The organism is Sphingobacterium sp. UBA7253 (assembly GCF_002472745.1).
In the GTDB taxonomy this organism is placed as follows: domain Bacteria; phylum Bacteroidota; class Bacteroidia; order Sphingobacteriales; family Sphingobacteriaceae; genus Sphingobacterium; species Sphingobacterium siyangense.
Genome location: NZ_DKSP01000150.1, coordinates 49,458 through 61,835, shown reverse-complemented (window position 1 = coordinate 61,835; position 12,378 = coordinate 49,458). Strand labels below are relative to the sequence as shown.

The 12,378-nt window shown below is 40.0% G+C and carries 10 protein-coding genes; 6 read left to right on the top strand and 4 right to left on the bottom strand.

The window, feature by feature from the left end; genetic code table 11:
- Positions 1-326: 326 nt before the first annotated feature.
- The 3 genes from B2X72_RS15825 to B2X72_RS15815 all read left to right on the top strand — a co-directional run bounded on the left by B2X72_RS15825 (position 327) and on the right by B2X72_RS15815 (position 3,387).
- Positions 327-1,610: a Gfo/Idh/MocA family protein gene (locus B2X72_RS15825; RefSeq protein ID WP_075993490.1), complete on the top strand. Its 1,284-nt coding sequence runs from the start codon at positions 327-329 to the stop codon at positions 1,608-1,610.
- Between the two features lies 1 nt (position 1,611).
- On the top strand, positions 1,612-3,105 hold the full coding sequence (locus B2X72_RS15820) for an alpha-L-fucosidase (protein WP_208734195.1): 1,494 nt from the start codon (positions 1,612-1,614) through the stop codon (positions 3,103-3,105).
- 87 nt (positions 3,106-3,192) lie between these two features.
- Positions 3,193-3,387, top strand: a complete 195-nt coding sequence (locus B2X72_RS15815; RefSeq protein WP_208734193.1) for a hypothetical protein — start codon at positions 3,193-3,195, stop codon at positions 3,385-3,387.
- Between the two features lie 11 nt (positions 3,388-3,398).
- On the opposite strand, the gene B2X72_RS15810 is transcribed toward B2X72_RS15815, so the two are convergent.
- Positions 3,399-3,740, bottom strand: coding sequence for a winged helix-turn-helix transcriptional regulator (locus tag B2X72_RS15810; protein ID WP_075993488.1), 342 nt, complete (start codon positions 3,738-3,740; stop codon positions 3,399-3,401).
- 78 nt (positions 3,741-3,818) lie between these two features.
- On the opposite strand from B2X72_RS15810, the gene B2X72_RS15805 reads away from it, so the two are divergent.
- Positions 3,819-4,568, top strand: a complete 750-nt coding sequence (locus tag B2X72_RS15805; RefSeq protein WP_075993487.1) for an SDR family oxidoreductase — start codon at positions 3,819-3,821, stop codon at positions 4,566-4,568.
- A 166-nt stretch (positions 4,569-4,734) separates the two neighbouring features.
- Here B2X72_RS15805 and B2X72_RS15800 read toward each other — a convergent pair whose 3' ends face one another.
- The 3 genes from B2X72_RS15800 to B2X72_RS15790 form a co-directional block, all read right to left on the bottom strand.
- Positions 4,735-5,574, bottom strand: a complete 840-nt coding sequence (locus B2X72_RS15800; RefSeq protein ID WP_145327869.1) for a cold-shock protein — start codon at positions 5,572-5,574, stop codon at positions 4,735-4,737.
- 95 nt (positions 5,575-5,669) lie between these two features.
- On the bottom strand, positions 5,670-6,605 hold the full coding sequence (locus tag B2X72_RS15795; protein WP_075993485.1) for a helix-turn-helix domain-containing protein: 936 nt from the start codon (positions 6,603-6,605) through the stop codon (positions 5,670-5,672).
- Positions 6,606-6,675: 70 nt separating this feature from the next.
- On the bottom strand, positions 6,676-7,518 hold the full coding sequence (locus tag B2X72_RS15790) for an SDR family NAD(P)-dependent oxidoreductase (protein WP_075993484.1): 843 nt from the start codon (positions 7,516-7,518) through the stop codon (positions 6,676-6,678).
- 213 nt (positions 7,519-7,731) lie between these two features.
- On the opposite strand from B2X72_RS15790, the gene B2X72_RS15785 reads away from it, so the two are divergent.
- Both B2X72_RS15785 and B2X72_RS15780 read left to right on the top strand, forming a co-directional pair.
- On the top strand, positions 7,732-8,631 hold the full coding sequence (locus B2X72_RS15785) for an SPL family radical SAM protein (protein WP_349681401.1): 900 nt from the start codon (positions 7,732-7,734) through the stop codon (positions 8,629-8,631).
- A gap of 681 nt (positions 8,632-9,312) precedes the next feature.
- The coding region (locus B2X72_RS15780) for a SusC/RagA family TonB-linked outer membrane protein (protein WP_286850558.1) at positions 9,313-12,378 on the top strand (3,066 nt) is incomplete at its 3' end.

Genomic DNA, 12,378 nt, shown 5'->3' with positions numbered 1-12,378 from the left:
GGGAAATTTAAAAGCTAAATAAATAGTTAATCCTTATATCATCCGAATTTGCTCCTGATCGGAAGCCATTATTCGTTTGACATTGCGCTATATTATTTTGCTGGAGGAGAAAGACAAGTTCTTCGGTCCATGGTTTTATGCTTGTTTTTAACAAATATAGAAATTATCTACGGTATTCAAAGTCCTTTATTTCAGCCATTTTGTTTGGATTAATATTCTTCATCCTAAAGACTAAATGTTATATTAGTAATCTCACTAGGGGGGATCCCAAGATAATCGTCTTCCTAGTAATGAATACACAATATCAATATAAACCAAACTAAACAATGAAGAGAAAAGAATTTATCCGAAATACGAGCCTATTGGCTGCATCAGCACTTTTTGCACAGACGAAAGTATTCGGTTTTCAAGCTGATACGGTTCGTGTAGGGCTGATCGGTACAAACGGAATGGGTTGGTCCAATCTGAACGCCATCTTGAAGGTATCAGGAGTGCAGTGTACGGCATTATGTGATGTCGATGAAAATGTTTTGGGGAATCGAGCTGAGGAACTAAAGAAACGCAATATCAATGTGAAGACTTACATCGATTATAAAGACCTCCTAAAAGCAAATGACGTTGATGTTGTTATTGTCGCTACCCCCGATCATTGGCATTGTATGCAAATGGTTGATGCTGTTGCGGCCGGAAAAGATGTGTATGTCGAAAAACCGATTGGAAACTCCATTCGGGAATGTGAAATTATGGTTGCAGCTGCTAAAAAGCATAAGCGCGTTGTACAGGTTGGGCAGTGGCAACGAAGCCAACAACATTTCAGAGATGCGATGGATTTTGTTCATAGCGGAAAATTGGGGAAAATACGTCTTGTTAAGGCTTGGGCTTACCAAGGTTGGATGAAGAGCATCCCGGTTCAGGCAGACGCTCCTGTTCCTGCGGGAGTACATTATGATAAATGGTTGGGGCCAGCACCAAAACGTGCATTTAATCCCAATCGTTTTCACTTCAATTTTAGATGGTATTGGGATTATGCGGGTGGCTTGATGACCGATTGGGGGGTACATATGTTGGATTATGCGCTAATTGGAATGAAAGTATCAGATCCTGTTTCTGTTATGGCTGCTGGAGGTAAATTTGCTTATCCTGACGATGCCGCTGAAACACCCGATAGTTTAACAACGGTATACGAGTTTGATGGATTTAATGTTCAATGGGAGCAGGCAACAGGTATAGATTTGGGTCCTTACCAGAAGACTCACGGAGTTGCTTTCATTGGCAATAATGGTACCTTGGTGGTCAATCGTGAGGGTTGGGAGGTTATCCCGGAGAAAGGGCGAATGGATGCTGTCTCTTTTCAACGTTCACAAGATAATGGGTTGGACAAGCATATGGTTAATTTTGTTGAAGCAGTTAGAAAGAAATCCGTGGAGGGTTTACATGCTCCGATAGAAGCCGGGGCACATATTGCGATATTCTCACAAATGGGAAATATTGCTTATCGGGCCAAAAAGAAATTGTTCTGGGACAAACAAAAGCGCAGTTTCAATGATAAGGATGCCGACCAGTACCTGGCGAAAGTTTATCATAATGGTTATAACCTGCCCAAAGTCTAAGATGTTAAAAATAGGTATTAAAAAGATATTGTTTTGTCTAGTACTGGCGGGGTTGGTTGTGAACCAGGTTTCAGCGCAACAGATGGAACACATGTGGGATGGTGAAGGGGGAAATAAAGCGATCGCCCAAAATAGAGGGAAACTGTTCCGTGAAGGCAAATATGCGATGTTTATCCATTGGGGAATCTATTCGCAGCTGGCAAATACCTGGAAGGGAAAAACGTTTTATGGCATAGGGGAGTGGCTCATGAACAAGAGCATGGCCAATATCCCTGTTGCGGACTATATGGCTGCTGCGGGTTCTTTCCATCCAGATCATTTTGATGCTAAAGCTATTGTGCAGCTTGCAAAAGATGCCGGAATGCGTTACATCGTGATCACAAGTAAACATCACGATGGATTTTCAATGTTTCATTCTAAGGTGAATTCTTTTAATATTGTTGAGGCGACTGACTTTAAGCGTGATCCAATGATTGAGCTCGCAAAAGCCTGTAAAGAGGGGGGAATTGGTTTTGGGTTCTATTATTCGCAAAATCAGGATTGGACTTATCCTGGCGGAAATGGAGGCCCCAAGGTGAATGCAGCTGGTCAGCCGAAAACATTTGATGATTATTTTTGGGAAAAATGTTATCCTGAGGTGGATCAGATTACGACACAATATGGACCGATAGAATTGGTCTGGTTCGATACTCCTGGGGGAATGGACAAGAAATATGCACAAAAGCTTGTTGAATTGGTTCATAAAAATCAACCCGGAGCATTTGTGTCAGGGCGAGTTGGGCATGGGCTCGGGGATTATTCTACTTTAGGAGATATGGAAGTACCGCGGCAGAATGTTCCAGGGCTTTGGGAAGCAGTGGATGTAACCAACGATTCTTGGGGTTATGCTTGGTACGACAATAATTGGAAGAGTGCTCGCGAGATCCTATTGCGTACATTGTCGACGGTTGGTCGAGGTGGGACTTATATGTTAAATGTCGGCCCCAAGCCCGACGGGACTATTCCAGAGCCCGCGAGCTTAGCGTTGCGCGGTGCGGGTGCCTGGATCCGAAAATATCCAGAGACCGTTTATGGTGCACAGGCGTCACCTAGGGGGCATGCCTTACCCTGGGGAGATGCTACTGTGCAGGGACGTAAAATTTCATTGTTGGTCTATCATTGGCCGACCAATGGAAAGTTGTTTGTTCCGGGCCTAACAAAAGGGATAAAGTCGATTAGCCTTTTAACTTCCAACGGCAAAAAGTCCTTGAATTACACGTTCGATGGAAAATGGTTAAAAATCAATACGCCAGGTGTAGCCCCCGATCCATTGGTTTCTGTCATTGAGGTCGTTATGCGGGAAATGCCCGTTATTGATAAAATGTTGGGAGTTGATCCGGCCATGGAGACAATTGTGCCTGTTGATTTTGCTGAAGTTGAAGGATGTAATAAAACTGGAAAATCCTGGATGGAAAAATTCGGTGAATGGAAGCATGTGGTTCAAGTAGGGCAATAGACTGATGAAAGTAAACTAACGTATGCTATAGACATTGTTAAGCCAGGCTATTATCAAATTGATCTCAATTATACGGGGCAGGGGAGAGTGGTGTGGAAAATCGAAAACTCGGCTGGGGAGATCGTGCAGAATCAGCAAGCGGCCTCTTCTGTGTATAATTGGTACCCTTGGGGATGGATGAAATTTAAGGCTCCGGGACGTTACAAAATTACTGTTTCTTTAGTGGAGGGCGATGGTGATAAACTCAGTCTTACTGCACTTCGATTTAAATCTGTAGAATAGAGCTCAAAAGTCTATTCTACAGATTCTTCAATAATCACCTTTCTGTGCTCTCGGCCCCAGTTAATCATTTCTTGGATGATATTACCAAATGTCCGGCAATAGGCAGTCGGTAGGTATTCAATTAGCACAGGGCTGTCCGGATTGACTTTTCTGTTAACAAGCTTGTTGAGTTCCATATCTTTCAATTCTTTGGACAGCATACGTGTAGTGATACCAGTGATACTTCGTTCAATTTCTCGAAACCGTTTATTACCGTTGCATAGTGAATTGATAATAGGAATACGCCATTTTCCGCCTATAAAATACAGGGTGTCTTGTAATGCTCTTAGTTCTTCTACTTGATTTCTTTCCATGGTAATTTTGGTATACTCTATTATACTGGTATCAAATGTATATCAAATACCCAATATATTTGTCAAAAAAATAGAACAATGGAAAATTTAGAAAACAAAGTCGTCTTAGTTACGGGAGGGAATAGTGGAATTGGTTTCGCAACAGCAAAGGAGTTTAGTAAAAATGGAGCACAAGTTATTATTACAGGAAGAAGAAAGCAAGCTATTGATCAAGCTGCTGAGCGGATAGGAGCAACAGCTTACGTGGCGGATCAGGCTATACTGCAAGATATTGAAAAACTTGCTCAGGAAATAAAAGATCGGTTTGGATATATTGATGTCCTATTTATAAACGCCGGTATTACAGGTGAAGGAGGTTTTATTGATGAAGCATCAGAAGCGAATTTTGATGCAGTAATGGATATCAATTTAAAAGGTTCATATTTTACATTGAGCAGATTTATCCCTCTACTTCGCGATGGTGCGTCTGTCGTTATTCTTTCTTCTAATGTAGCTACCTTAAATATGCCAGCGAGTTCGATTTACCAAGCGAGTAAAGCGGCCGTTAATTCCTTCGCCAAAACAGCGGCAATGGAGCTTGCAAACCGTAAAATTCGTGTAAACACGGTGAGTCCGGGTCCGACTAGGACAGATGTGCTTAACAAGAATTATGACAAGCAGACTGTCGAAAATATTTGGAATAAGTTGGCAGCAGAATCTCCACTCAAAAAGATAGGTACAGCCGAAGACGTCGCTAAAATGGTTGTTTATTTGAGTGGTGATCATGCATCTTACATCACTGGTGCTGATTTTGTTTTGGACGGTGGAATGGGGATCAATCATTCTTAACCACCTGCATAGCGCATAAAGAGGACTTTAGGTGAAGAACTTATCCTTCGTAGATATTCAATTATTATCATACGAAGGATAATCAATAGTTCAGATTCTTTGTCTGATCTCGCTTATTATATTGGGGCGGATTGCATGCTAATTTTACAGCATTAAATAGTTTCAGCTATTCTTGCAGCAGCGTCTGTATTTTTTCAATAGAATCCTCATTCTCCAAAAACTCAATATAAGGTAACAATGGTTCAATATCCTTTTTGTCCATTGTTTCTATGTCTTCAAATAAAGCATTTACAAAATCAGTGCAAAAAGATTTGCCAAAGCTGTAAGTGTTTATTCTCGCCAGATCCTCACAATTGATTTCGGTGGCATTCAGATTAAATACAAGCTCAGGAATTTCGTAGTCGCCTTCCGCCGGATAGCCAATATACCTAAACATGCTTTCCTTCCATACGCGAAATAGAATTTGATGTGAGACATGTTTCCCAAAGTATTCGAACACCTTGGAAAGTATATCGTAAGCGGTTTCTTTCTCAAAAACACCAGTAATGCTTTTGTCGATCAATTCGGCATAGGAAATGAAAATTGAGCTATCAAAATGAACATCAAAATTAGCGGTCAGCATGGCCACAATATGTTCTCTGGGCTGGGTTCTTAAAAGTTGTCTTGCTGTTAATGAGGTTAAGTTATGCTTTTGTTCTCGACCGTGGCTGTCGGGGAGGAGTACGGTGTGTTCTTTGTCGAGGAGCGAGATGACGAATTTCCAATCTTCGGGCCTTTTGAGAATCCTGCAGTTCTGGGCGAGATAACCGCTCCTTTTAGGGTCGGGTTTCTTATCGCCAACAATAACTTCTCCAGGTTGAATAATATGTTCTGGAGGAACTTTAAACCTGCGTATATGCACAAAGAGTTCTTCTCCGGAAGGTAACGCAAGAGTACCAAATCCTTTGTTATTGTCGAACCATTTGACTGCGCCGATAAACATGGCTGGGGTTGAGTTTTGTTTCAATAGTATAAAGGTAATGAATAAATGCCTTTATTAGGTATTGAAAATGAAATATTTGCAATTATTTGTGCTATATCACTTATTTTTCTCGTATTTACCTACTTATTTGGTTGGGGAAAAGATTTTCGGAAGGCCAAAGGCGACATATTTGTCTTCGCTTTGAATAACTTGTTAAAAGATTGGGGATGGCCAAAGCCCAAGTCGTAAGCAACTTCGCTTACGGATAGGTTTGTGATGGATAATTTTTCTTTTGCTTTGTCAATTATTTTATCATGGATGAAATGCTGGGTATTTTCACCAGTCTGCAAACGGAGCATATCGCTTAAATAGCTAGCTGAAATGTGTAGGCGATCAGCAAGATACTGTACCGTTGGGATGCCTTGTTTGGTAGAAATATTGTTAGCGAAATATGCTTCCAATATTTCCTCAAGTTTGGCTATTAAGTTTGTATTAATCGCTTTTCGTGTGATAAACTGTCTTTTATAAAATCGGTTGGCATAATTTAAAAGTAATTCAATGTGGGAAATAATCACATCTTGACTAAAGTCATCGATTCGGCTAGTTAATTCTTCATCGATGTGTCGGAAGATGGAAATAATTCGGTCTTTTTCTTTTTCGGATAAATGTAGGGCTTCATTTGTGGTATAAGAAAAAAAACCGTACTGTTTTATTTTTTTTGCTAGCGGATATCCCCAAAAGAAATCGGGATGTATCAAAAGGGTATATTGTGAGCATACTTCGCCTTCATTTGCGCCATGGTTTCCTATAATTTGATTTGGAGCGGCAAACAGAAGTCCACCTTCGTCAAAGTCATAGTAACCTTGTCCATAGATGAGTTTTCCTTTAATGCTCGGTTTGTAGGATATTTTGTAGAAATTCAATACATGCGGTTGAGGAATATTGTTGAGCATAATCTGATGAGTGCTGCCATTCACCATGCTAACCAAGGGGTGGACCGGTGTTGGAAGGCCAAAAGCACGGTGAATATCCGATAGGGATTCCATCTTTGGAAGAGCTTTTTGTTCTTTTTTCATTTTTGAATTTACATAATTCTCGTTTACAATAGTCGATAATGTAAACGAGAATGAATTATTGACATAGGGATTACTTGGAAGCGCCTTGAGCTTGGGCTGAAACAGTATCCCATTCTTTCCATGTGGCAATCCTTTCGGCATACACACTACTTACCCAAGATAGGTTCCCATTTCCTAGATTAAACCGCAAGGGAGGATTTTCTGTGTCAACAATACTGAAGATTGCAGCTGGGGTCGCATTCGGATCACCTTTCTCCATTTTTCCTAAATCAGTAAAAAATTGGGCTTTAAAATCCTGGTAGGGATCTAATGTTTCAGCAAATTGTAGAGATTCCTGACTTCCAAATTCGGTGGCATAGGCTCCGGGTTCTATGATGGTTACTCTGATGCCAAACGCTTTGACCTCAAGTGCTAAGCTTTCGTGTATTGCTTCAAATGCCCATTTTGAGGAACAATAGTATCCGATTACAGGCAGTGTAACGTGGCCTAGGCTACTTGATGTACCTAAGATGTGGCCATATCCTTGCTGACGTAATAATGGTAAAACAGCTTGAATGACAGCGACCGGTCCAAGGATATTTGTTTCGTATTGTTTTCGAATATCGTTCATGCTAGCTTCCTCAATAGTTCCAACCAGAGAGTAACCTGCATTGTTAAGGACAATGTCTAACTGGCCAAAGTGATCATATGCCTGTTGTACAACAGTTTTTACTTTTTTTGTATCGGTAACGTCCAATTCCAGTGTCAATACGTTGTCTCCATATTTCTCATTGAGATAGGCGATGGAAGAGAGTCGTCGTGCGGTAGCAATTACTTTGTCGCCTCGCTGGAGCGCTGCCTCTGTCCAGATTTTCCCGAATCCGCGCGAACTGCCCGTGATAAACCATATTTTACTTTGCGTATTTTGTGTCATATTTCTTTGTATTTGTAATACAAACTTCCATAAAGAGCGTCTAATAAAAATCGCCAAATTGAGGGAATATGTAGCCGAAAGGAGTTTTGTGAAATTTATTTAAACGAATAATTTTATGGAATTATTTTTTGTCTCTTAGTCGTAATTTTGAATTAACTTAGTATGTTAAAATCTGTTTTATAAGATAGATTTTCATTAAACGTAAAGTTCCGTATGCAGCGTGTAATTGCTAAATCCATTCTTAACAAAACAAAACAGAGAGATCCTTGGTTTCTTGATGACTATACTGTAAATCCCTATAGCGGATGCTCTTTTAACTGTCTATATTGTTATATCAGGGGTAGTAAATATGGGGTAAATATGGCTGAAAAGCTAAGTGTCAAACAGAACGCGATTGATTTGTTGGATCGTGCTTTAGCGCTCCGTGCCCGTAAAAAACAATATGGAATAATTGTACTGTCGTCTGCAACGGATCCTTATCTGCAATTTGAACAGACGGAGTTACTGACGCGGCAATTGTTGGAAATTATATTACATTATCGTTTCCCAGTGCATATTATCACCAAATCGGATCTCGTCAGTAGAGATTTTGATTTGGTGAAGCAGATTGATGCTGAAGCAATACTTCCATTTGATCTGCAAGGTAAATTAACACATCGTGCTTTTATTACCTTTTCATTTTCGACAATCGATACCGAAATTGCCAGAATATTTGAACCGGTTGCACCATCGCCTGAGCTTCGTTTGAGTACATTGAGTCAGGCGCGAATGATGGGATTGTGTAGTGGCGTAAGTTTAATGCCTTTGTTACCATTTATTTCAGATACAGGAGCTCATCTTGATCAGATGTTTTCGACTTTTCGATCCGTTGATGCAAATTATATTTTTCCAGCAACCTTGGCGTTATATGGTTCTGACCCTGGTGATAATCGGACTTTGGTTATGCGCGCGGTTGAAAAACACTATCCACAGTTCGTGGAAAAATACCAACGATTGTTTGGTCCGGACGGTAAGCTTCCCAACTATTATCGACAGGCATTTGCGGAAAAGGTAAAGGGATTATGTGTACAATATGGGCTGCGAGACCGGCTGCCGGCTGGCGATTCCTTATAATTTCTTGAGTATTTCAGTCAATTGATCAACACCAAAGTTGGATTTAAGAACCTTTGTTTCGAAATACCGTAGTTGTAGAAATAGAAGCAAGAATTTTCTATTAGAGTTAAAGGCCTGATATTTATGGAATCTATTGGGTGGATAGCTAGGGATACCGACTATACTTTTCTTGTTCTAGCTCTTAACAAATACAGATATTTTCGGTATTCCGGCAGTCTGAATTTTAACCTTTAATTGTATGTTTTGGTCCTAGCTGAAACCGATGGAAAACGAATTTTTTGTATAAATGACTTTTATGACGAAGTTTTAAATTAAAACTAAGGAAATAATTAGCCTAATTGTTCGTGTGTTTTATGGATTAAATATAGGTGTGTCTTGTTTTGTTTTTATGTTGTTTTGTTTCAAATATGTTACATTTTATTTCGTATTGTATTTTTTAAAATATTATTTGTCTGTTTTTGTGTAATTGTTTGGTTTTAAGCTATTTAATTAGTTTAATGAAATTAATTGGCGCTTTGTTTTGCTAAAAAATTAAAAAAGACATTCTGTTTCGTGTTAAAATTATATTATCTTAATACTGATTTAACCAATTGTCGTTTAATTGTTTAGTAATGCTTTATTAATAATTTACAAATATTAAATAACCTTTCTTTGTAACCGAAGAAAAACAAAACCAAATTCATGAAAACGAAACACGTATTACTTCCTGTAATGATTGGGATGTCTTTCGGCGCGTGGGCCAAGAGCAAACCTGTCTTTCTGACATCTATTCCAGATGTTGAAATTTCTGCCAAATTTCAGGGGCCTATCCGAGGCATTGTAAAAACAGCAACCGGTGAACCTATCTTAGGTGCATCAATTTTTAATTTAACTACTGGTAAAACTACACAGACTGACCAGCATGGCGATTTTGTCATTGAAGGGAAAATCGGGCATACACTGCGCTTGTCGATGATCGGTTTTGAAACACAGCAAGTAAAAGTAGAGGCAACAACTTTAACGATTCAGCTGGTTTCTACAGATCAATCGCTTGATGAAGTAATTGTTGTCGGGTATGGTAAGCAAAAAAAGGTAAACTTAACGGGTGCTGTTACACAGATTGATGCGAAGATACTTGAAAACCGTCCAGTTGCCAATGCTACTCAGGCTTTGCAGGGAGCAATACCAAATTTGAATATTACATTTACCAATGGTAGGCCAGGAGGGGAAGGGAATGTTAATATCCGGGGCTTTGCTTCGATAAACTCAGCTAATGCACAACCTCTTATTCTCATTGATGGTGTCCCAGGTAATATCAATACTATCAATCCGCGTGATATTGAATCGATATCCGTTTTAAAAGATGCTTCTGCTGCAGCGATTTATGGAGCTCGAGGGGCATTCGGTGTTATGCTAGTAACAACCAAAAAAGGAAAGGCCGGAAAAATGAACATTAATTATAGTAATAATTTTGGTTGGTCTGGACTGACTGTGCGGACAGATTTTATGACGAGCGGATATGATGCCGCGAAACTAAATGATGAAGCTTTTATTCGTGCCACTGGTAATAGTTATACGGGATATACAGAAGATGACTATGCTGAACTATTGAAACGAAAAACAGATCCGAGCCTGCCTTCCGTAGTGATTCAGAATAGAAATGGAAAAGATCAATATGTATATTATGGCAATACAGATTGGTGGAATGAGATGTATCGAAAAACACAGGCATCGATGGAACATTCGTTGAATTTCTCTGGTGGTAGTGAAAAAATTGATTATTATGTGTCGGGGCGTCTTTATGAAAAAGGTGGGCTAATGAAAATTAACCAAGATAAATTCGATGCATATAATGTTCGATCGCGCATAAATGCGCAGGTGACCCCTTGGTTGAAAGTAAGTGCAAATACCCAGCTCAATTATCAGAATTATACCTATCCGGGATGGGCGACAAGTCCAGATAATAACAATAATTTTATTTCGACAACGGTACATGCTTTACCATCTTATGTGCCAATGAATCCAGATGGTACAGCAACATATAGGACCGAGTTGAACAATTATAATATTGGTGATGGTATTTACGCAGATTTGTTGCATGGAAAGTCAAAAGGAGGCGAGGATAAATATGAGTTTATCAATATGTTTGAGACGGTATTTCAATTGGCGCCAAACTTGACCTTAACGGGGAATTACACCTTTACCTATAACCCTATACACAATTGGAATAGGAGAACTGTAGCGCCTTGGTCTGTTTTCCCGGGAGTGATCAATTACCTAGGGAATGATACGTTTACCGAAACGATTATCAATCGACCTAAACACTCACTCAACCTTTTTGCAAATTATAACAAGCAGTTAGGGGACCATCAGTTGGCGGCTACGGTGGGTTTTAACCAGGAGACTACCGGATACAAACGAATTGGTGGAACACATAATAACCTATTGTCAGAGGATCTGAATGACTTTGCTCTTGGGACTGGTCAGATGCAACTACTCGGAAATGCAAATACATGGGCACTACGAGGATACTTTGGAAGGCTGAATTACAACTATAAAGGGAAATATCTTTTGGAAGTTAATGGTCGCTATGATGGAACTTCTAAATTTCCGTCCAATCAGCGGTATGGATTTTTCCCGTCTTTTTCGGGTGGATGGCGGATCTCTGAGGAGTCTTTTATGGCAAATCTGAAACCTGTTTTGAATGAAGCTAAATTTAGAGTTTCTTATGGGGCATTGGGTAATGCGCAAGAGGCTGCTGAGTATGGTTATATCCAATTGTTGAATGCAGGGTTGTCCAATTACATAACCAATGGTACAAAAACACAATACCTGAGTGCTCCGACACCAATTTCAGCTGATTTAACCTGGGAGAGGACGAATACGTTAAATTTTGGAACAGATCTTGAATTTTTTAGAAATCGTTTGAGTGTTTCTGCTGACTATTTTATTCGAAATACGTTGGATATGTTGATCCCAGGTAAGACATTGCCAGCGGTTTTTGGTTCCGGTTCACCTCGGACCAATGCAGGCGACTTACAGAATAAGGGCTGGGAGCTTTCTGTGGCCTGGCGGGATCAACTGGAGCTGGATGGAAAACCTTTTGGCTATAATGTTGGATTGGGACTATCGGATTCCAAAGCGAAGATTACGCGTTTTGACAATAAGGAAATGTTGCTGAGTAACTATTACGTTGGCCAGACTTTGGGCGAAATTTGGGGTTATAGGACCGATGGATTTTTTCAGTCTCAGGCGGAAATTGACAATTGGAAAGTTAATCAGGATTATGTGGACAAACAACGGTTGGCTGCACCGGGAGACTGGTCTAAGCTTCATCCTGGAGATTTGAAATTTGTTGACATTGGTGGAAAGGATGGAGTTCCGGATGGAAAGGTTGATGCTGGAGACAATACATTGATGAACCCTGGGGATCAAGTTATCATCGGGAATAACAGACCCCGTTATACATTTGGTTTTAATTTGGGGGCAAATTGGCAAGGATTCGATATCTCGGCTTTCTTTCAGGGGATAGGTCGACAACATTGGTGGCCTGGAGCAAATGCAGATAAGTTTTGGGGGCCATACTCAAGACCCTATTATTCTTTTGTACCGAAGGATTTTGAACAAGATATTTGGACGCCTGAAAATGCAAATGCCTATTATCCACTGCTACGAGGTTATATTGCCTTAAATGATCGTGGATCTTTGAACGTCAAATCGGATCGTTACTTACAGGATTTAGCTTATATAAGACTAAAAAATCTAACC